Source organism: Rhizobium sp. R86522, assembly GCF_042466255.1.
Taxonomy (GTDB): Bacteria; Pseudomonadota; Alphaproteobacteria; order Rhizobiales; family Rhizobiaceae; genus Allorhizobium.
The window spans coordinates 3,672,102-3,692,557 of record NZ_JAXHBX010000001.1 but is presented as its reverse complement, the minus strand read 5'-3'; the positions used below and the strand labels follow the sequence as shown (position 1 = coordinate 3,692,557).

The window sequence follows — 20,456 nt, the reverse complement described above, 5'->3', positions numbered from 1 at the left end:
GGTCTCCACTCATTGCATGGAATTGGCGGTCGATGAGGTCGACTTGACCACCTCGCCAGACTTGATGACCTGGATGATCGGCTGACCGTCTCCACCGCTGAGCAGATGGTCGGCAGCCGACGTGTCTTCTTCCTGCGCGTCGGCGACCGAACGCAGTGCGAGCGACAGGCGGTCTGCCATCTGCTGCGCAACAGCGATGACCTTGGTCTGGTCCGGCGTCAGTTCGAGGGTTGCCGTCGTGCCGATGACGGATTTGGAGCCATCAGGGGCTTCCGCGATCTGCTGGTCGATCGCCAGCACACGAACATTGGAAAGAATGGTCTCCGTCAGGAAATTGTCTTCCTCACCTTTGCGGACCATGATCACGTCGACGCGGTCGTTCGGCAGGATGAAACCGCCGGCGCCGGTGGCCACCGAAATCTCGGTCGAGACGGCCCGCTTGCCGGATGGCAAGAGCGCCGAGAGGATACGGGAAGAGGAATCGGCAATCTTCTCACGCCGTAGCGGCTCGCCTTCGAAGACGGGCAGGCGAACGACGACGCCGGACAGCTCGGCGATGGCATCCGGCCGCGTCGATGATGTGATGAAGCCATCCACCACGCTGCCTTCCGGCCAGGCCATCCAGCGCATGGAGTTTTCATCGAGGCGGGCACCGACCGGAAGGTTCGCCGCTGAGACGAGCACCTCTACGGTCGGCTCCTTCTCGATGACGGCATCCTGCACGATCACGGTCTGGTTGCCGCTTAGCCGCATGGCAAGCAGACCGGCCATACCGGCAGCCACGACGGCGACGGCGAGTATGATGAGGCGGGCGGGTTTCATGATCGATCCTCGGGCGACGCAATAGGTTCTACCGGCAAGGTTGATCAGGAATTGGTGTACTTATGGTTAATGACCCGCTTACATTTGTAGTTAACGGAAGGTTTCTTCAGTCCTCGTCAGAGCGCTTTCTGAATGGCTGAGACTACAAGCGGTGAACTCGGATAGGCCAGCAGACCTGCTGCGCCGATGGCAATGGCGTAAGGGATCTTGTTGGCGACCATCAAGGTTTGTGGAAGTCGGACGCCGACAGTCGCGAGCTTGTCCCAGTTGGCACGCAGGAGCATGACCAAGATGGTCAGCACACCGCCGAGATATCCCGTATAGACGAGGAACTCGAAGAGAGAGGTGTTGAAACCGAACCAGAGCGCCGCAGCCGTCAGCAGCTTCGCATCGCCGCCGCCCATGACATTGAGCGCAAAAAGGCTGAAACATCCAATGAATAACAGCAGACCCGCCGCCAGATGCCAGCCGAGTTCGATGGCGGACAATCCGCTGAAGGGTGCAATGAGGACGAAGGCGCCGATGAGCAGGAGCGAGATCCAGTTCGGGATCGTCATCTCCAGGAAATCGGTGAGCGCTCCCATAACCAGACAGGCTGGAAGCACGATAAAGACGATCGCTGAATACATGGCCGCTACTCCTCGTCAGCCCCGATATCCGATTTGTATTGAGATTCAGGAAACGAAGCTTCGTTCTAGCTTCTGAACATGCCGCAAATGCGAAAAGGCCGCCTGGTCGAGGCGGCCTTCAAATTCTTGCTTACGCCAGTCTTAGTTGGCGCCTTCGGCCGTAGACATCTTGGTCGAAATGCCCTGGAACGTGTTGTTCAGTGCGCCACCGAGGGTCGTGGCGCCGGTGATCAGGGCGACCGAGATGAGGGCGGCGATAAGGCCGTATTCGATTGCGGTTGCGCCGGACTCGTCCTTGACGAAACGTGCGAAAAGCTTGGTCATGTTATTTCTCCTACTCCGCGAGGTTGATCAGCACTGCCGGCAACTGTTTGCCGTTGCTCGGATGTCGCCAACCTAAGCGGCGGCCTATTGCCATCGGCTTAAGAAAAACGGTTACCAGATCGTGAAACGGCGCAAGCCTCCGGCGTGGTAAATGAATGTTGGCATCGACCGATAAGATGCCGCAGATCTCAGCCAAAACGGCGCATTGTCGGGGGCTTTTCCATCCTCATGACGGGTGCGGCGTTCCAAGGTCTTTCCCCTTGAGAGCAAATGTTAACGCATCTCCTCGCCCGGCTGCGCCCGAATGGCACACATTCGACCAATCCGTCTCTCGAGCCGCAGGCGAAAATTGATAGCCGAGCCGATCGAGTGCTCTGTCTGGCGCTGCAAAAATGCATTTAACCCTTCGTTCACCAAAAGCCGGCATGCTTCCCGCAACATCCCCACGCGCGTATTCAAAGGCAGGTTCATGTCCGATCGTCTTCTTGCTGCTGCAGCCGCCATGGCAATGGTCCTGGCCACGCTTTCGTCAGCAACCGTTGTGCATGCGCAAGATGAGGGCATCCTGCGCGTCTATATGAACAGCGCACGGGTGCTGAAGCTGGATCGCCCGGTGAGCAAGGTGATCGTCGGCAATGCCGAGGTTGCCGATGCAACCGTCGCCGACGCACGCACGATTGTCCTGACCGGCCGTTCATACGGCACGACGAACCTTGTCCTGCTGGATGCCGACGGCAATGCCATCGTGGACGAACGCATCCTCGTATCCATCGACGAGGCCAGCACCGTGCGGGTGTTTAAGTCCACCGCGCGCACCGTTCTCTCCTGTACGCCGAACTGCGAAGAACACGCAAAGACCGGCGCTACGCCGTAATACTCTTGAGTTTCGCTTTCAGACGGCGTGGCAAAGTGTAAATATTCGGGAAACGGAAAATCAATATTTGGCTCGTAGCTTCTCCTGAGCTTTGAGGATGAAGAAGGCTATGACCAGCCAGGATATCGATCGAGATCATCACATTGAGCGCCGCAGACCACGCTTCCGGCTGTGGCGCAAGCTTGCGCGATCGAAAGACGGCGCCGCAGCGATAGAATTCGCGATTCTCGCTGTACCCTATTTCCTCATCATCTTCGCGATCATCGAAACCTTCGTCGCTTTCGCTGCCGAGCAGCTGGTGACCAATGCGGTCAACACGCTGGGCCGGCAGATACGCACCGGACAGATCACCTATCAGATGAACCGCCCTGCCACGGACATGGATGTCACCAAATTCCGGGAGGCGTTTTGTGACGAGATAGACATCATGATTCAGTGCTCGGAGGCGGAAATCGCCACGCCGAGCAAACTCTATATCGACGCCCGAACCTTCCCCAAGTTTGCAGACATTCCGCAAACCATCCCGCGTGTCTCGACGGCCAATTTCGCCGACATCGACACGACGAGCTTCAAGTTCACGCCCGGAGGGCCCGACACGGTCAACATGCTGCGTGCGTATTATCGCTGGCAGGTGATCACCGATCTCGTCCGCCCCTACATCACGACCATCAGACCCGCAGATGGGTCCCTGCCGTCAGACTTCCTCATCGTCGCCACCACAGCCTTCCAGAACGAGAAATATCCATGACCGCGAACGGCAGAGATATGTCCGCGCTGAAACGAAGCATCGCCAGCCTTCGCCGGGGTTGCCACGGCCTTGTCTGCAATTTGAAGCGCCTGATGGACGACAGGCAGGGCGTCGGTGGGGTCGAGTTTGCGCTCGTCGCGCCGATGCTGATCGTGCTCTATCTGATGGCATTCGAGCTCACCATGGGCTTGAGCGTTGCCAAGAAGACGTCGATGGCAAGCAGCACGATTGCAGACCTCGTTTCGCGCGAAGAGGCAGTCGACAAGACATTCCTTGCGGGCATGGCGGATGTCTCCGGCGCGATCTTCGTGCCCTATCCGTCGAAAGATCTGCTGATCAACGTCAGCGCGATAAAGATCGATTCCTCGAAAGCGGCGAAAGTCTTGTGGTCCTGGTCGACCACAGGCGTCGCCCCCTATGCCGTCGGCACGGATGCACCCGTGCCCGCTGACATGCTCGTTGCCGATACATTTCTGGTCCGCAGCGAACTCAGCGTCAGCCACGAACTGATGATGTATCTGCCGGGCCTGTCGGGTACCGAAGCCAAGAACTTGACCATTGCGCGGGAATACTACTTCCGTCAGCGCCTCGGCACCGAAATCAAATGCGGCAACTGCTGATCTGAGGCGTTTGCCAAGCCTTCGCCCAGGCGCTAAGGATGCGATCAAAGGCCGGCAGAACAACAACCAGACCCGGCCGTGGTGTTCACATGGCACGTGCTTTCCTTTTTGTTCTCGATTCCTTCGGTATCGGCGGCGCGCCGGATGCGCCCGCCTATGGTGATCATGGCTCCGATACGCTCGGCCACATCGCCGAGTTCTGTGCGGCTGGCGCCGGTAACCGCAAGGGGCTGCGGCAGGGTCCACTCGTCCTGCCGAACATGTCGGCACTCGGCTTGATCGAGGCGGCGAGGCTCGCCACCGGCAAGGCGCCCGACGGCATGGCCGTCCCCGAGCGGGTCTTCGGCTTGCATGGTGCGGCAAGCGAAGTTTCGCACGGCAAGGACACGCCCTCCGGTCACTGGGAAATCGCCGGCACGCCCGTGATGTTCGACTGGGGCTATTTTCCGGACGGCGAGGAAGCCTTCCCGGCGGATCTGGTGGAAGCGATCTGTCGCGAAGCGAACCTGCCGGGCATTCTCGGCAATTGTCATGCATCCGGCACCGAGGTCATCGCCCGCTTCGGCGGGGAGCATATCCGCACCGGCCAACCGATCTGCTACACCTCAAGCGATTCCGTCTTCCAGATCGCCGCCCATGAAACCCATTTCGGTCTCGAACGCCTGCTCGAACTCTGCCAGATCGTGCGAAAGCTTCTTGATCCCTTGAACATCGGCCGCGTCATCGCGCGGCCTTTCATCGGCGAAACCGTCCAGACCTTCGAGCGCACCGGCAATCGCCGCGACTATTCCGTACTTCCGCCGGAGCCGACCCTGCTCGACCGCCTCGTCGAGGCCGGCCGCAAGGTCCATGCCGTCGGCAAGATCGGCGATATCTTCGCCCATCAGGGTGTCTCCCGTGTCATCAAGGCCAATGGCAACATGGCGCTGATGGACGCGACGCTGAAGGTGATGGACGAGGCCGAAGACGGCGATCTCGTCTTCACAAATTTCGTCGATTTCGACATGCTTTTCGGCCATCGGCGCGATGTGCCGGGCTATGCCGCAGCGCTCGAAGCCTTCGACCGTCGCCTCCCGGAAGTTCACCGCAAGCTGAAGCCGGGAGACATGGTTCTGATGACGGCCGATCACGGCTGCGATCCCACCTGGCGCGGAACGGACCATACCCGCGAACGCGTGCCGATCATGTGCTTCGGCCCCGGCGTGCGCTCGCGCAACATCGGTGTGCGCAATACCTATGCCGATATCGGCGAAACCATCGCGGCGCATCTGGGGATCGCCCCCGGCCGCCACGGACGGAGCTTCCTGTGACGAGACGAATGAAGAAGGCTGAACTGCACTGTCATATCGAGGGTGCGGCGCCGCCGGCGCTGGCGCTCGCCCAGGCCGAGAAATACGGCGTTGATCCCGCGACCTTCATGCGCGACAGCACCTATTCCTGGAGCGATTTCGCCGAGTTCATCAAGGCCTATGACCGTGTGGCGGCTCTCTTCCGTACGGAAGAGGACTATGCCCTCCTGACCGACACCTATCTGCGCGAGCTTGCAGCCATCGACACGATCTACAGCGAGATCATCGTCTCGCCTGACCATGGCGATCGCATCGGTCTCGGCGCCGACACCTATCTCTCCGGCATCACCGCCGGCATTGAGGCCGCCAAGGCTGCGACTGGCATCGAGGCCCGCATCATCGTCACCGGCGAGCGCCATTTCGGCCCGGAAAGCGTCATTGCCGCCGCCGAATATGCCGCCCGCAGCGACAATCCGCTGGTCACGGGCTTCAACATGGCCGGCGAGGAGCGCATGGGCCGCGTGGCGGATTACGCCCGCGCCTTCGACATCGCCCGCGAGGCTGGCCTCGGCCTCACCATCCACGCCGGTGAGGTCTGCGGCGCCTTCAGCGTCACCGATGCCCTCGACCTCGTCAAACCCGCTCGTATCGGCCACGGCGTCCGCGCCATCGAGGATCCGGAACTCGTCCGCCGCCTCGTTGATCTCGGCACCGTGCTCGAAGTCTGCCCGGGCTCCAACATTGCGCTCAAGGTCTTCCCCGATTTCGCCAGCCATCCGCTCAAGAAGTTCCACGAGGCCGGTGTGAAGGTCTGCATCAATTCCGACGATCCACCCTTCTTCGGTACATCACTTGCCCAGGAATACGACTGGGCGTCGAGCGAATTCGGCTTTACCGATGCCGAGATCGACGGCATGACGCGCACAGCCATCGAGGCCGCTTTCGTCGACGAGGAGACGCGAGCGCGGCTTCTCGCCCGTCTTTGATGCTACGCCTGTTGAAGACCGGCTAAATTCTGGCATCGCTCTTGCGGGCGTCCAAGAGAACGTGAAAATAGAAGCACCTCAGAAAACAAGAAAAGAAGGCTCGACCATGGACGGCGTAACAGTCATCGATCACCCCCTCGTGCAGCACAAGCTGACGATCATGCGCCGCAAGGAAACGTCGACCTCGAGCTTCCGTCGGCTGCTGCGCGAAATCTCGACTCTCCTCTGCTATGAAGTGACCCGCGATCTCGAACTCACCATGGAGACGATCGAGACGCCGCTCACCGAGATGCAGTCGCCGATCCTCGAGGGCAAGAAGCTGGTCTTCGCCTCGATCCTGCGTGCCGGCAATGGTTTGCTCGAAGGCATGCTGGAACTGGTTCCGGCCGCCCGCGTCGCCCATGTCGGCGTCTACCGCGACCACGAGACGCTGCAAGCCGTCGAATACTACTTCAAGGCACCCGACGCCCTGTCGGAACGACTGATCATCGTCGTCGACCCCATGCTCGCCACGGGCAACTCGTCGATCGCCGCGATCGAAAAGCTCAAGGAGCGCGGCGCGAAGAACATTCGCTTCCTCTGCCTCTTGGCTGCCCCCGAAGGCATCAAGAATTTCCACGCAGCGCATCCCGATGTGCCGATCTTCACCGCGTCTATCGACAGCCATCTGAACGAGAAGGGCTACATCATGCCCGGCCTCGGCGATGCCGGCGACCGGATGTACGGAACGAAGTGATTTCTTAACCAGATCGCAAGCTTTGACGGCCCGAAACCACGGTTTCGGGCCGTTTTGCGTCCGGCGTTATCCAACTTCATCGGATCCGCTGCTACGATCCGACGTCGCTCACGGGGATAACCGATGTTCGCTCGCACGCTGTTCACAGTCATGATGCTCGCCTTGTCCGCCAGCCAATGGCCGACGATCGCGGAGAAGGTTCAGGCCATGCTGGACGAGCGCGAGACGGCCGAACCCGCTGCCGTCGTGGCAAAGCCTGCCGCAGCGGCTCCTTCCGGCCAGACGGTTCTCACGATGGGTCGCCATGGCCACTATTCGGGAACGTTCAAGATGAACGGCAAGCCGGTGGATGCCATGGTGGATACCGGGGCCTCCAGGGTGGCGATCAATGTCTCGACCGCCCGCCGCCTCGGGTTCAGCCCGGCAGCGCTCGATTTCCGTTATCAGGTGAGAACTGCGAACGGCTTGACCAACGCTGCATACGTGACGCTAGACCGGGTCGAGATCGGCAGTATCCGGGTGCGTAACGTCGAAGCTGTCGTTCTGGGTGACGAGGCGCTCTCCTCCACGCTTGTCGGCATGAGCTTCATGACAAAACTCAGGTCCTATACGGCGGAGAAACGCACGCTGCGGATGATCCAGTGAGAATTCCGCCTGCTATTCGGCGCCGATCCTGAGCCCGATGACCGGTGCTGCCGTCGGCTTCGTTTCCGAAATGCGATAGCATTCCGCCACTGTTCTGGCGGCTTGAGTGGCAGTCGCCTCGTCATTCGCCTGAACAAAGGCGATCGGCTCGCCCTTTTCGACCTTTGTGCCCAGCGGCTTGAAGCCGTAGATGCCCACGCCGTGATCGATCTTGTCGCTAGGACGCTGGCGACCACCACCAAGCGCGACAACGGCAAGCCCAAGGCCACGCGTGTCGCAACTGCTTAGATAACCGTCCTCATCGGCAAGAACGGCGATCTCAACCTTGGCCCGTGGGAGATGCGTTTCTGCCTTGTCCATGAAATCGGCGGGACCGCCGAGCTCCGACACCATGCGACCAAAGATCTCCGCAGCCTCGCCCGATGCCAGAACTCGGTTGCAACGGGAAAGCGCGGCCGCCTGATTGCTCTCGACGCCGGCATTGACCAGCATCTCGGCACCGAGCGCCAGCGTCACCTCTTCGAGTCGCGTACCGCTCTTCAAGCCCTTCAGAAAATCGACGGCATTCAGCACTTCGATCGCATTGCCGGCGCAGTCGGCAAGCGGCTCGTTCATGTCGGTCAAAAGCGCCGTGGTCTTCACGCCGGCGCCATTGGCGACACGCACCAGCGAGCGCGCCAATGCCTCGGCATCTTCGCTCTTCGCCATGAAGGCGCCATTGCCGACCTTCACGTCGAGAACCAGGCTTTCCAGCCCGGCCGCGAGTTTCTTCGACAGAATGGAGGCCGTGATCAGCGGAATGGATTCGACCGTCGCCGTCACGTCGCGGATCGCATAGAGCCGCTTGTCGGCCGGGGCCAGATCACCTGTCTGGCCGATGATCGCGCAGCCCGCACGGTCCACCGTCCGTCGGAAGGTTAGATTATCCGGCATCACGTCATAGCCGGGGATCGACTGCAGCTTGTCGAGCGTGCCCCCGGTATGGCCAAGCCCGCGCCCTGAAATCATCGGGACGGCCAGCCCACAGGCCGCCACGATCGGAGCCAGCATCAGCGAGACATTGTCGCCGACGCCACCCGTCGAATGTTTGTCGGCCACGGGCTTGCCGACGCCTGCCCAGGAAAGCACGTCGCCGGAATCCCGCATGGCAAGCGTCAGCGCCACGATTTCATCCGGCGTCATGCCCTTGAAGAAGACGGCCATGGCGAAGGCCGCTACCTGCCCCTCGGAGATCGTTTCCTTCGACAGGCCCTCGATAAAGCCGGCGATCTCCTGCGCGCTCAAGGTCCCGCCATCACGCTTGCGTCGAATGATCTCCTGGGGAAGCATGTCTCAATACCCCGATGCCGCCGCCGTCGAGCGCTCGCCCGAGAGTACAGCGATGATATCGTCGAGCAGGCCGGAAGCGCCGAAGCGGAAGGTCGATGGCATCACCCAGTCCTCGCCCATAATGGTGTCGGCGAGCTTTAGATAATGGCCAGCGTCCATTACCGTCGCAATGCCGCCGGCCGGCTTGAAGCCGACCTTCTTGCGGCTATCGCGGATTGCCTGCAGCATGATGTCGGCCGCTTCGAGCGTCGCATTGACGCCAACCTTGCCGGTCGAGGTCTTGATGAAGTCTGCCCCGGCGGCGATCGAAAGATCCGATGCACGTCGGATCAGGGAAATGTCCTTGAGCTCACCCGTTTCCAGGATCGTCTTCAGGATCGCTGGGCCACAGGCGTCTTTGACCGCCGCAACCATGTTCGTCACGGCCTTGTCGTCACCGGCCGCCAGCGCCCGGTAGGGGATGACGAGATCGATGTCGTCGGCGCCATCAGCAACCGCATCGCGCGTCTCGGCCAGCACGTCCTCGGTCTTCATCTCGCCCGAAGGGAAGTTGACCACCGTTGCGATGCGGATCGGGCTATCGGGACCGAGCAGCGTGCGCGCCTGCATCACGAAGCGCGGCCAGATGCAGATCGCAGCCGTCGGACCAAAGGCGCTCTGGGCGCGCCCGCACAGCGTCACGATCTGTTCGGGCGTGCAGTCGTCTTTCAGATTGGTGAGGTCGAGCAGCGAAAGCGCCCGCGATGCGACAGCGCGCAGTTCTTGATTATCCAATGTCATTTCCTCCGCCGATCATCCGTTTCAGGATGGTGGCCAGACGTTTGCCGCCGATCGGCGCCATGTCCTTGGTTTCTTCGTGGCTGAGTTCGCCACCGGTCATGCCTGCCCCATAATTGGTGATCACAGAGGCGGCTGCAACCCTCAGGCCATAGAAACGGGCTAGAATGACTTCCGGCACGGTCGACATGCCCACGGCATCTGCACCCAGAATACGCGCCATGCGGATCTCCGCCGGCGTCTCGAAGCTCGGGCCCGAGAACCACATATAGACACCCTGCGCGAGCGGCACATCTTCTGCTTCAGCAGCTGCCCGCATCGCGGCCTGCAGCTCGGCATCATAGGCCGAGGTCATGCCGACGAAGCGCCCTTCGCTCGGCTCGCCGATCAGCGGGTTCTTGCCGGAGAAGTTGATGTGATCGGTGATCTGCATGACCGAACCAGGCGGCATGTCCTCGCGCAGCGATCCCGCCGCGTTGGTGAGGATCAGCGACTTCACGCCGAGCCCCATGAGAACCTCGATCGGCTTGCGCATCGCATTCGCATCGCCGTGTTCGTAATAATGCATGCGGCCGGCCAGCATGATGACCGGCGTGCGCCCGAGATAGCCCGCAACGATCTCGCCGGCATGGCCGGACACACCGCTTAAGGGAAAACCGGGCAGATCGGAGTAGGGGATGCGGACGGCATCACGAACCTCGTTGACCAGCGATCCCAAGCCCGATCCGAGAACGATGCCGAAGCGCGGCATGAGGCCGTTCAGGCGCTCGACGAGCAGATCCACGGCCGCCTTCATCCGAGGATGTCCGTTTTGAAGCTGAGCGGCAGAAGCTCGTCCATCGTCATGGTCTTCTGCACACCCACTTCGTCACAGAGATAGATCTTGGTATCGGCAGACGCGAATTCCGAGATCTTCTGCCGGCAGCCGCCGCAGGGCGGGCAGAGCGCCAGCTTCTCGGCGATCACGGCCATCTCGACGATCTTCTTGCCGCCACCCATGATCATGCAGCCGATCGCCGTCGGCTCGGCACACCACCCTTGAGGGAAGGAGAGGTTCTCGATATTGGCGCCAGTATAGATGCGCCCGTCATCGGCCCGGATCGCAGCCCCCACGGGGAACTTCGAATAGGGCGCATGCGCGAATTTCATCGCGTCACGGGCGGCTTCGAAAAGATCATGCGCCATGATCAACGCTCCTTGGAGTATGCGACGCCACCGGCCTTCGGCGGGTTGGCAGAGCCGATGAAGCCCGCAAGCAGAATGCAGGTGAGGATATAGGGCAGGGCCTGGAAGAGCTGCACCGGCACTTCCCCGATGAGCGGTATCTCCTTGCCCTGCATGAAGTTGGCGAGGGCATCGAGGAAACCGAAGAGCAGGCAGGCGAACATGACCGGCACCGGCTTCCACTTGGCGAAGATCAGCGCTGCAAGCGCGATGAAGCCCTTGCCGGCCGACATGTCCTTGATGAAGGCAGCCGACTGGGCGATTGCGAGGTAAGTACCGGCGATGCCGCAGAGCAGACCGGCCATCAGCACCGCGCGGTAGCGCAGGAAGGTGACCGAAATGCCGGCGGTATCGACCGCACCCGGGTTCTCGCCCACGGCGCGCAGGCGAAGGCCGAAGCGCGTGCGATAGAGCACCCACCAGGAGATCGGAACGGCGAGGAACGCGATATAGGTGAGCATGTTGTTGCCGGAGATCACGTTCGAATAGATCGGCCCGATGAAGGGCACGTCGCGCATCATGTCGGCACCCGGCAGGATGATAGGGGAGAAACGACCGTCGCCGGAGACCTGCGGCGTACGGCCGCCCTGGCCGAACCATGCCTGGCCGAGCACCACGGTGAGGCCAGCCGCGACGAAGTTCAGCGCCACGCCCGAAACGATCTGATTGCCCCGATTGGTGATCGAGGCAAAGCCGTGGATCAGCGAGAACACCAGCGAGACGGCGATGCCGGAGAAGAGCCCGAGCCAGGCCGAACCGGTGAGATAGGCGACACAGGCCGCGGCAAAGGCCGCTGCCAGCATCTTGCCTTCAAGCCCGATGTCGAAGACGCCGGCCCGTTCGGAATAGAGGCCGGCAAGGGCTGCCAGGATCAGCGGGATCGACAGTCGGATCGTCGAGCCGAGGATGCTGATGAGCATGTCAAAGGATTCCATGGTCGCGTCCTCAGGCCTTTGTCATTGTCTGGTAGATCCGCACGATCATCGGGCGGCACATGAATTCCAGCGCGCCGGCAAACAGGATCACAAGACCCTGAATGACCACGATCATCTCGCGGGTGATGTTCGGCATGTCGAAGGAGAGCCAGGCTCCACCCTGATAGAGAATGCCGAACAGGATTGCGGCAAGCACGATGCCGAGCGGATGATTGCGCCCCATCAGCGACACCGCGATCCCGACAAAGCCCGCGCCGGCGACGAATTCTACCTGCAGGCGTGCAGACGCGCCGAGCACCGGGTTGAGCGCCATCATGCCGGCAAGGCCGCCGGAGATCAGCATCGTGATCATGACGATCTTCACATAGGGAATGCCGGCATAGGCGGCGGCCGAACGGCTGATGCCGAGCGTGCGCATCTCGAAGCCGAGCTTGGTGCGCCAGATCAAGATCCAGACCAGCACGCACATGACGAGCGCGATCAGGAAGGAGACGTTGAACGGGGCAGGTCCGAGCGTGCCGCCGAACATCGCGATCAGCCAGTCGAGCTTGGGCAGCTGGCCGCCTTCGAGGAAGGTGCGGGTTTCCGGCGCCATTTTGCCCGGCACGATCAGCACGTTGACCAGCAGATAGACCATCAGCGCTGCGCCGATGAAGTTGAACATGATCGTCGTGATGACGATATGGCTGCCGCGCTTGGCCTGCAGCCAGGCCGGGATGAAGGCCCAGGCCGCGCCGAAAAGGGCGGCCGCCATGATCGCAAACGGCATGGTGACATACCACGGTACGTAATGGTCGAGCGCAAGCGCTGCGAGTGCGGCACCCAGTCCACCGAGATAGGCCTGGCCTTCCGAGCCGATGTTGAACAAGCCGGCGTGATAGGCGACCGCGACGGAGAGCCCGGTGAAGATGAAGTTCGTCGCATAAAACAGCGTGAAGCCGATGCCTTCGCCGCTGCCAAGCGCGCCTTCCAGCATCAGCTTGAGTGCGTCCCACGGGTTTTCCCCGATGATCCAGACCACGAGGCCGGACACGAGAAAGGCAAGCGTGAGGTTGATCAGCGGCAGCAGCGCATAATTGATCCAGTTCGGCAGGGGTACGGATGCAGTGCTCATCAAATCCTCAAGCGGCAATGCCGGCCATCATCAGGCCGAGTGTCTGTTCGCCTGTATCAGGCGTCTTTTCGCCGACGACCTTGCCGGCGAACATCACCAGAATGCGGTCGGAGAGCGAGCGGATCTCGTCGAGCTCGACGGAGACGAGCAACACGGCCTTGCCAGCGTCGCGCGTCTCGACGATCCGCTTGTGAATGAACTCGATCGCGCCGATGTCGACGCCGCGCGTCGGCTGGCCAACGATCAACAGCTTTGGATCACGCTCGATTTCGCGGGCAACGACTATCTTCTGCTGGTTACCGCCCGAGAAATTGGCGGTCTTCAGTCTGGGGTTCGGCGGACGGATATCGTATTTCTCGATTTCCTCGACCGCCGCCTTGCGCATCAGGTCTGGATTGAGGAACGGACCCTTTCCATAGCGCTCGTCGCGATGATAGCCGAGAATGGCATTCTGGCTTTCCTCGAAGGGAAGCACGAGGCCCATATGGTGGCGGTCTTCGGGGATATGCGCCACGCCAATGCCGCGCAGTTCGGCCGGGTCGAGGCCGGCAACGTTCTGTCCGTTGATCCAGATTTCGCCCGAGGTCGGCTTGCGAATCCCGGTGATGGCTTCGAGAAGCTCGCTCTGACCATTGCCAGCGACGCCGGCAATACCGACGATCTCGCCGGAGCGCACGTCGAAGGAGACGTTGTCGACCATGACGACGCCCCTGTTGTCCTTGACGGTCAGATTGCGCACCGAGAGGAAAATCTCGCCGGCATTGGCGGGCTTCTTCTCCACATGCAGCAGCACCCGGCGGCCGACCATCAGCTCGGCGAGTTCTTCGACCGTGGTTTCGGCCGTCTTGCGGGTCGCAACCATTTCGCCGCGGCGCATGACGGACACGGTATCGGTAATCGCCATGATCTCGCGCAGCTTGTGGGTGATCAGGATGACCGTCTTGCCCTGGTCGCGCAGCACGCCGAGGATCTTGAACAAATGGTCGGCTTCAGCCGGTGTCAGCACGCCCGTAGGCTCGTCGAGGATCAGGATCTCGGCACCGCGATAGAGCGCTTTCAGGATTTCGACGCGTTGCTGCAGACCAACAGGCAGTTCCTCGACGATCGCGTCGGGATCCACTTCCAGCTCGTAGTCTTCTTCCAGCTTCTTGAGCGCCGCGCGTGCGGCATCCGTGCCCTTGCCGAGCAAGGCGCCGCCTTCGGCACCGAGCATCAGGTTCTCGAGCACGGAGAAATTCTCGACCAGCATGAAGTGCTGGTGCACCATTCCGATTCCGGAACTGATGGCGGCCTGACTGTCCTTGATCGTGATCGGCTTTCCGTCGATCTGAATGGAACCCTGATCGGCCTGATAGAAGCCGTAGAGGATCGACATCAGCGTTGACTTGCCGGCGCCGTTTTCACCGATGATGCCGTGGATGGAGCCCTTGGCGACCGTCAGATTGATATTCTTGTTGGCATGCACCGCACCGAACTTCTTGTCGATGCCGATCAATTCGATCGCGGGTGCCTGGTTCGTTGCGTTCATTCCGGTCCCCCAGACATACAAAAAGGGCGCAGAACGACGATGTCGCCGTCCTGCGCCCGGATTCTAGATCACTTCGGGCAGGAATTGTCCGACATGTAGTCGTGGACCTTGATGGTGCCGGCGGCGATGTCGGCCTTGGCCTTCTCGACGGCAGCCTTCATCTCATCGGTGATCAGCTTGGCGTTGTTGTCGTCCAGAGCGTAGGCGACACCTTCCTGTGCAACGCCGAGAACCTGCAGACCGGGCGTGAACTTGTCGTTCTTCGAATCTGCGTAAGCGTTGTAGACGGCGAGGTCGACGCGCTTGACCATCGAGGTCAGAACCGAACCCGGATGCAGGTGGTTCTGGTTGGAGTCGACGCCGATCGACAGCTTGCCGTTGTCGGCAGCGGTCTGCAGAACGCCGAGACCGGTTGCACCGGCTGCCGCGTAAACGACATCCGCACCCTGGTCGATCTGGTTCTTGGTGAGCTCACCGCCGCGAACCGGGTCGTTCCAGGCAGCGCCCGTGGTGCCGGTCATGTTCTGGAAGACCTGGATGTCGGCCTTGGCAGCGCGTGCGCCCTGCTCGTAGCCGCAGGCGAACTTGCGGATCAGCGGAATGTCCATGCCGCCGACGAAGCCGACCTTGCCGGTGGTGGAAGCCATGCCGGCGAGCAGGCCAACGAGGTAAGAGCCTTCCTCTTCCTTGTAGACGACCGAACGGACATTCGGCTTGTCGACGACGGAATCGACGATCACGAACTGGGTATCCGGGAATTCAGCGGCAACCTTTTCGATGGCCGAGGTCCAGGCGAAGGAAACGGCGACAACCGGGTTGAAGCCGCGCGAAGCGAAGTTGCGGATTGCCTGTTCGCCCTGCGTGTCGCTGGTCGGCTCGAAGTCGCGGTAGTCGATGCCGGTTTCGGCCTTGAACTTCTCGGCGCCACCGTAAGCGGCTTCGTTGAAGGATTTGTCGAACTTGCCGCCCGTGCCGTAGACCAGCGCCGGCTTGACGTCGGCCGCAAGCGCGGTCGCCGACATCGCGGCCAAGGCAAAGAGACTGAGGAGGGTTTTCTTCATGGTGCAGCCCTGTTGTTGCTATTGATCTTGTTGGGTCCTCCCGCAAGCCTTCCTCATGAGAAAGACATGTCTGCGGAACCGCCGCCCCCTTTTCCGGAGGTCCTGGCTGGCTTTCATCCTTGCATGGCTCGCTTCAAAATTCACCAGATTTTTTTCATCTGGTAAAGATTCACAAGCCTGCTGATTTTTCAGCGCAGGACGCTGAAAAATCAGTCAGATCAATAGGATTTATGCTGCGTCTTTGAGCAATCGCCCTCAGGCTGCGGGCGAGATCGGGCAGGAGACGCCCGTACCGCGCAGGCCGCAGTAACCATTCGGATTCTTCGCCAGATACTGCTGGTGATACTCCTCGGCAAAGTAGAACGGTCCGGCAGGGGCGATCTCCGTCGTCACCCGGCTGCTGCGTCCAGCCTTCACCAGCGCCTCCTGGAAGCGATCGCGAACGGCGATGGCGAGTGCCATGTCCTTGTCATCCTCGACATAGATCGCGGAGCGATAGGTGGTGCCGATATCATTGCCCTGGCGCATGCCCTGGGTCGGATCATGCGCCTCGAAGAAGATCTTAAGCAGCCCTTCCAGCGAGATTTTCGCGGGGTCGTAGACCACCTTCACCACTTCGGTATGGCCGGTCAGGCCCGTCACGGTCTCCTGATAGGTCGGATTGGGCGTGATGCCACCCTGGTAGCCGGAGACGGTGAGATGAACGCCCGGCGTTTGCCAGAGCAGACGCTCGGCGCCCCAGAAGCAGCCCATGCCGAGATAGATGGTCTTCATGCCCTCGGGCACTGGGCCCTTCAGCGGCAGGCCGGAGATGAAATGCGTCGATGCGGTCGGGATCGGCTCGGATCGGCCGGGCAGGGCGTTTTCTGCCGTCGGCATGACGGTTTTCTTGTTGAACATGTCGATCAGGAACATCTTGAAACCTCCTGAGGCCGTTTCTCGGCCTGTTTTTCCAATTTGTTCTGCCTCTGCGGCAGATCACCGCCCGCCGCATCAACCGGCTGCGATCTTGTTTCGTTGGTCGTCGGCACTCACCGAAACTTGCAATCTGCCGGGCACTATCCAGCCTTTGGCGCGCCGAAGGCCTGGTTCAAGCCGCAAATCGTCCGGCCAGCGAAGGCCTCTTGTAGCCGATCATCCAGAAGGCGAGCGACAGCACCAGCATGGCGGCAAATGCCGGCTGCGGCAGGACAACATCGCGAAGCGCGAGCCAGGCGCCGTCGCCGAGGCGCCCGACGACAAGCTCCTCGAGTGTCATCAGAGAGCCCGGATGCGTCTCGATCCAGGCTTCCGAAATCGGGGTCATGATGACCTGCGATGCAGACACCGAGGCAATTGCATCGATCACGCCGAATACGACGCCGACGCAAAGCGCAAGCAAACTCAAGACCCTGAACAGGAAGCGCACCACCAATGTCTCCGGCTGAAGCCCGGCACGGCCTTTAGGGCCTGCCGCACTGAGCCTATAGATAGGGAATTGTCGGCCGATGTCAAAATTCTGATAGATTTCGGTTGATCCGCCGAAATTCCTCGGTATATATCCCGCCCGACCAACCGCGGTGGTTTTCCCCGCGTTCCCCCTGGACAGGTGGCCGAGTGGTTTAAGGCGCACGCCTGGAACGCGTGTGTGCGTGAAAGCGTACCGTGGGTTCGAATCCCACCCTGTCCGCCATTTTCTTGCGTAAATACTTGATTTTGCGTCAGAAATTCTTGAGTGGAATCTCCGGCCCGCCAGTCAGCCCGCCACGGTCTTTTGGCAGGCATTTTTTTGAGATCTCCACAGAAGAAATTCAAATCATCCACTTGCCAATCGGTACGTCGTTCGACTACTTAAGATTCATTGTCTAACCAACCACTGCGCAAGACGTGCGGGGTCCTCAAGAAAGGGACACCTATGTCTGCCGATACGCAGTTAGGCCTATTTTCTGGCCTTGGTACCTCCGAAGCGACGCCATTAATCGATGTAGCGACGGCAACCCCAAACTCTCCGAAAACCGCTGCCGAAAATCCTGCTGCAGTCTCTGAGAGCACGCCGGTCTCACGACAGCTTACCACTGGAAGCGCTGATCCTCAGCGCAAGAGCAGGAGTCTTTCGCCGGCCCACCCCGGCGCTGAAGAGCGCTATCTGTCCGTGCAGGACGTCGCGCGCCGCTATGCTGTCAGTGTCCAGACCGTCTGGCGCCATGCTAAACAAAATCCGGCGTTTCCAAAGCCAATCAAGATCCTCAACGGTTCAACCCGCTGGCGACTGAGCGATGTCCTTGCCTTCGAAGTTTCGCGCGGGGAGGCTAGCCAATGAGCGCGCCTATCACTCCTCGCAAGAAGCGTCGCAATCTCCAGAGTGACCGGAAGGCCAAGTGCCATCAGCTTTACTCCAGCGATGATGTCATCAAGCTATATGAGATCTCACGCAATACGCTCACGAATTGGATCGCCGAGGGACTGCCTTTCGTCGATGCCGAGATGCGACTTTTCCGTGGCAAAGACCTGAACCACTTTCACGCTCGTCGTAGAGAAAGGGCTTCAGGCGCGCCATTGGCTCCGTTCATGGCCAACTGCTTCGGCTGCAAGGGCCATCACTCGTTGATTGACGGGGACATCTCTATTGATCCCGGCAGGACCCCGGGGATGTTCCGCGCTTCGGTCATATGTCCACACACGGGAGTACAGGCCAACAGGTACGTTTGCAGCGAAGAGGTCGATACGATCTGGAAGCTTCGTGAAGCCAATCCCGGACGCGAGACTCGCGACTAACATGTTTCGTTAGTTCACTCCGGCTTTGTGCAAATCGGGCGGTCTCGACTCCGGGGCCGCCTCAGCACTCCCTTGTCTCCCAACCATGGATATCACTCCGCCGAAACTCTTTCCCGAGCCAAAGGTCGACCTTTGGCCAAGCAAACCTGCGCGATCTCGTTAGATCGCATTGAACTGAAAGATATCAATATGAACCTCTCTAAGGCTAACGCCTTCATCGTCTATCTTTATCAAGGCGAGCTGAAGCACGGTAAGGGCTTTCACCCGAAGACTGTCAACGACACCCTCCGACACATTTGGCACTTCGAGCAACACACGGGTTCAGTGGATTTTCGAGCCGTTACCCGCAGAATGATCGAGGAGTTCAAGGACGAGCTAATCGGCCGATCAGATAAGACCGGCAAAGATGGGCTGTCCGCATCTACGATCGTGCACACCTTCGGAAATCTGAAGGCTTTCTTCTCGTGGCTTTCCGGACAGCAAGGTTATAGACGTTCGATCACCAGCCAGCTTTACAACCACTTCAACTCCCCGCGGCACCTCGTGGAGCTGGCAGGAGCTGCGGCCCCTAAATTTGTTCCGAGCGCGGATCAACTTCGAACAATGTTGAAGGCAATGCCGGCGAACGTGCCTTCACAAAGGCGGGACCGTGCGATGCTGGCGGCGCTCTTCCTGTTTGGTGTCCGCGATGGTGCGCTGATCTCGCTTCGCCTGAAACACATCGATATCGATCGCAAGCAGGTGTTCCAGGACGCGCGAGAGGTGAAAACCAAGTTCAGTAAGACGAGTTTCGTGGACTGGTTCCCGGTGGGTGACGACATCGAACGCATCGTTACAGAATGGATTGGAGAGCTACGGAGCATGGGTGCTGCTGATGATGCCCCCCTCTTTCCGACGGCACCGTTCAAGCCGTGGATCGGCCGGCACAGCATTGAGCTGGAGTTCCTCACGACAGCGGCGCCCGTTCGGCAGGTCTTGCGCAAGGCAGCCGCTGCCGCGGGTGTTCCCTATTTCAAGCCCCACGCAGTTCGCTCTACCGTCGCCAAGCTCTGCGATGAGTGGGCATCGTCATTGCGCGACATGAAGGCGCTCAGCCAGAACTTGGGACACGAGCAGATTAGCACGACGTCGAAATACTACGGCGATGTTGAGCCCGACCTGAAGCAGGAGCTGTTCCGCAAGATGCGAGAGAAGCAGAAGAACCCTGCTGCTCGCGACATCGGTGAGCTTGCGGAGCGCGTCAGCCTTGAAACACAGGATGTGGTTCGCAAGATCCTGCAAATGGCGTTAGACAAGAACTAACCCGTGATGATGCCCGGCGGTATGGTTGCCGCCGGGCATCGCGCAACCTGGGAGCAAGCGGGCGCTAAGGTCCGAGACCTAGTTTCTGCGCCGCTGTTCATTGGAAAGGACGGTCCGGTCAAAGCGAAGACGGTAACGCGAGCCTGCGCGTTGGAGTTGACCATGTCGTGGGGTCCATTGGAACCCGGTCCCCAGATTTATCGCTACCGGACCTTTTGAGAGCGCCTCTCATCTCATCCTGAAGGAGTTTCACAAAAGCTCGCCTGGCTTCCCACAAGTGATGGCGCAAAAGAGGGCCATCGGCATTTGGGTGTATCGCTGCATGACGGGCGACGTAGCAGGCCTTCAAAACCTGATCGAGAATCCTTACGCGAATACCTTCGTCGTCTGGCAGCTTGCCGTCTCTGACGTTGGGGAAAAACAAACGGCCATAGTCAAGCAAGGCACTAGCGCGATGCCCAAGCCGTTCAATCTCCATAGTCGTATACTTTGTCTCGGCGCTCAAAGGAGATACGGCGGTCTCGAGCTCAGCTATCAGTTCGATCACCTCGGCACCCCAGCGTGTCATTTCCCCATCGCGTTGCCGCCGCGATACCCAGAACACATACAGACCTTGACAGGCTGTAACGATCACTGCTGCTATCCCGGCAATGGCCCCAAGCATTCCCTCACTCATTTCTACCCCCTAAGTGATGTTAGATGTTTTTTATACGATCAGCCCGACTTTCAGCCGCGCAAGTGCGAGCTAAACCGTAGGCT

The 20,456-nt window shown here is 60.2% G+C and carries 24 protein-coding genes and 1 tRNA gene; 11 read left to right on the top strand and 14 right to left on the bottom strand.

The annotated features are described in order from the left end of the window. Window positions 1–9 precede the first annotated feature (9 nt). The 3 genes from cpaB to SJY08_RS17905 all read right to left on the bottom strand — a co-directional run bounded on the left by cpaB (window position 10) and on the right by SJY08_RS17905 (window position 1,775). Window positions 10–822, bottom strand: a complete 813-nt coding sequence (gene cpaB, locus SJY08_RS17915; RefSeq protein ID WP_054149430.1) for a Flp pilus assembly protein CpaB — start codon at window positions 820–822, stop codon at window positions 10–12. 116 nt (window positions 823–938) lie between these two features. After that, on the bottom strand, window positions 939–1,451 hold the full coding sequence (locus SJY08_RS17910; protein WP_377277351.1) for a prepilin peptidase: 513 nt from the start codon (window positions 1,449–1,451) through the stop codon (window positions 939–941). A 141-nt stretch (window positions 1,452–1,592) separates the two neighbouring features. After that, window positions 1,593–1,775 carry a Flp family type IVb pilin gene (locus SJY08_RS17905; protein WP_069042589.1) on the bottom strand — a complete coding sequence of 61 codons (183 nt, stop codon included), beginning with the start codon at window positions 1,773–1,775 and terminating at the stop codon, window positions 1,593–1,595. 502 nt (window positions 1,776–2,277) lie between these two features. Between SJY08_RS17905 and SJY08_RS17900 the strand changes: the two genes are divergently transcribed. The 7 genes from SJY08_RS17900 (at window position 2,278) to SJY08_RS17870 (ending at window position 7,673) form a co-directional block, all read left to right on the top strand. Continuing rightward, entirely contained in the window at window positions 2,278–2,649 is a 372-nt protein-coding gene (locus tag SJY08_RS17900; protein WP_245280847.1) for a pilus assembly protein N-terminal domain-containing protein, read from the top strand. Window positions 2,650–2,758: 109 nt separating this feature from the next. Further along, the gene (locus SJY08_RS17895; RefSeq protein WP_377277348.1) at window positions 2,759–3,397 is read left to right on the top strand and encodes a TadE/TadG family type IV pilus assembly protein; all 639 of its coding nucleotides are present in this window, start codon (window positions 2,759–2,761) and stop codon (window positions 3,395–3,397) included. 92 nt (window positions 3,398–3,489) lie between these two features. Further along, window positions 3,490–4,017, top strand: a complete 528-nt coding sequence (locus SJY08_RS17890) for a TadE/TadG family type IV pilus assembly protein (RefSeq protein WP_377277346.1) — start codon at window positions 3,490–3,492, stop codon at window positions 4,015–4,017. A gap of 89 nt (window positions 4,018–4,106) precedes the next feature. Continuing rightward, window positions 4,107–5,327 (top strand): phosphopentomutase, encoded by a 1,221-nt coding sequence (locus SJY08_RS17885; RefSeq protein ID WP_377277344.1) that lies wholly within the window; start codon window positions 4,107–4,109, stop codon window positions 5,325–5,327. Further along, window positions 5,324–6,292 (top strand): adenosine deaminase, encoded by a 969-nt coding sequence (locus SJY08_RS17880; RefSeq protein ID WP_377277342.1) that lies wholly within the window; start codon window positions 5,324–5,326, stop codon window positions 6,290–6,292. Before SJY08_RS17885 ends, SJY08_RS17880 begins: the two co-directional genes overlap by 4 nt. Window positions 6,293–6,398: 106 nt before the next feature. After that, a complete protein-coding gene (gene upp / locus SJY08_RS17875; RefSeq protein ID WP_006725188.1) occupies window positions 6,399–7,028 on the top strand; it encodes a uracil phosphoribosyltransferase in 630 nt (209 codons plus the stop codon). Window positions 7,029–7,151: 123 nt separating this feature from the next. Continuing rightward, complete coding sequence (locus SJY08_RS17870) at window positions 7,152–7,673, top strand: TIGR02281 family clan AA aspartic protease (RefSeq protein ID WP_377277339.1); 522 nt, start codon at window positions 7,152–7,154, stop codon at window positions 7,671–7,673. 12 nt (window positions 7,674–7,685) lie between these two features. On the opposite strand, the gene deoA is transcribed toward SJY08_RS17870, so the two are convergent. From deoA to SJY08_RS17820, 10 genes are all read right to left on the bottom strand, one after another. Beyond that, the gene (deoA, locus tag SJY08_RS17865; protein ID WP_377277337.1) at window positions 7,686–9,002 is read right to left on the bottom strand and encodes a thymidine phosphorylase; all 1,317 of its coding nucleotides are present in this window, start codon (window positions 9,000–9,002) and stop codon (window positions 7,686–7,688) included. A gap of 3 nt (window positions 9,003–9,005) precedes the next feature. Continuing rightward, complete coding sequence (gene deoC / locus SJY08_RS17860; RefSeq protein ID WP_377277335.1) at window positions 9,006–9,782, bottom strand: deoxyribose-phosphate aldolase; 777 nt, start codon at window positions 9,780–9,782, stop codon at window positions 9,006–9,008. Further along, window positions 9,769–10,575 carry a purine-nucleoside phosphorylase gene (locus SJY08_RS17855; protein ID WP_377277333.1) on the bottom strand — a complete coding sequence of 269 codons (807 nt, stop codon included), beginning with the start codon at window positions 10,573–10,575 and terminating at the stop codon, window positions 9,769–9,771. The genes deoC and SJY08_RS17855 overlap by 14 nt, the downstream gene beginning before the upstream one ends. Continuing rightward, on the bottom strand, window positions 10,572–10,964 hold the full coding sequence (locus SJY08_RS17850; RefSeq protein WP_069042579.1) for a cytidine deaminase: 393 nt from the start codon (window positions 10,962–10,964) through the stop codon (window positions 10,572–10,574). The genes SJY08_RS17855 and SJY08_RS17850 overlap by 4 nt, the downstream gene beginning before the upstream one ends. 2 nt (window positions 10,965–10,966) lie before the next feature. Continuing rightward, entirely contained in the window at window positions 10,967–11,938 is a 972-nt protein-coding gene (locus tag SJY08_RS17845) for an ABC transporter permease (protein ID WP_054149443.1), read from the bottom strand. A gap of 10 nt (window positions 11,939–11,948) precedes the next feature. Next, window positions 11,949–13,052: an ABC transporter permease gene (locus tag SJY08_RS17840; protein WP_069043969.1), complete on the bottom strand. Its 1,104-nt coding sequence runs from the start codon at window positions 13,050–13,052 to the stop codon at window positions 11,949–11,951. A gap of 7 nt (window positions 13,053–13,059) precedes the next feature. Further along, on the bottom strand, window positions 13,060–14,580 hold the full coding sequence (locus tag SJY08_RS17835; RefSeq protein ID WP_377277329.1) for an ABC transporter ATP-binding protein: 1,521 nt from the start codon (window positions 14,578–14,580) through the stop codon (window positions 13,060–13,062). 68 nt (window positions 14,581–14,648) lie between these two features. Further along, window positions 14,649–15,641: a BMP family protein gene (locus SJY08_RS17830; protein ID WP_069042577.1), complete on the bottom strand. Its 993-nt coding sequence runs from the start codon at window positions 15,639–15,641 to the stop codon at window positions 14,649–14,651. Between the two features lie 255 nt (window positions 15,642–15,896). Then, window positions 15,897–16,556 carry a peptide-methionine (S)-S-oxide reductase MsrA gene (gene msrA / locus SJY08_RS17825; RefSeq protein ID WP_377277327.1) on the bottom strand — a complete coding sequence of 220 codons (660 nt, stop codon included), beginning with the start codon at window positions 16,554–16,556 and terminating at the stop codon, window positions 15,897–15,899. Window positions 16,557–16,731: 175 nt separating this feature from the next. After that, window positions 16,732–17,052, bottom strand: a complete 321-nt coding sequence (locus tag SJY08_RS17820; RefSeq protein ID WP_054149448.1) for a hypothetical protein — start codon at window positions 17,050–17,052, stop codon at window positions 16,732–16,734. A gap of 171 nt (window positions 17,053–17,223) precedes the next feature. Between SJY08_RS17820 and SJY08_RS17815 the strand changes: the two genes are divergently transcribed. The 4 genes from SJY08_RS17815 to SJY08_RS17800 all read left to right on the top strand — a co-directional run bounded on the left by SJY08_RS17815 (window position 17,224) and on the right by SJY08_RS17800 (window position 19,697). After that, window positions 17,224–17,313: transfer RNA gene (locus SJY08_RS17815), tRNA-Ser, on the top strand. Window positions 17,314–17,535: 222 nt separating this feature from the next. Continuing rightward, on the top strand, window positions 17,536–17,940 hold the full coding sequence (locus SJY08_RS17810) for a helix-turn-helix transcriptional regulator (protein WP_377277324.1): 405 nt from the start codon (window positions 17,536–17,538) through the stop codon (window positions 17,938–17,940). Beyond that, the gene (locus tag SJY08_RS17805; protein ID WP_377277322.1) at window positions 17,937–18,395 is read left to right on the top strand and encodes a helix-turn-helix domain-containing protein; all 459 of its coding nucleotides are present in this window, start codon (window positions 17,937–17,939) and stop codon (window positions 18,393–18,395) included. Before SJY08_RS17810 ends, SJY08_RS17805 begins: the two co-directional genes overlap by 4 nt. Before the next feature lie 132 nt (window positions 18,396–18,527). After that, entirely contained in the window at window positions 18,528–19,697 is a 1,170-nt protein-coding gene (locus tag SJY08_RS17800; RefSeq protein WP_377277320.1) for a tyrosine-type recombinase/integrase, read from the top strand. Between the two features lie 118 nt (window positions 19,698–19,815). Here SJY08_RS17800 and SJY08_RS17795 read toward each other — a convergent pair whose 3' ends face one another. Beyond that, window positions 19,816–20,373, bottom strand: a complete 558-nt coding sequence (locus SJY08_RS17795; protein WP_377277318.1) for a hypothetical protein — start codon at window positions 20,371–20,373, stop codon at window positions 19,816–19,818. Window positions 20,374–20,456 lie beyond the last annotated feature (83 nt).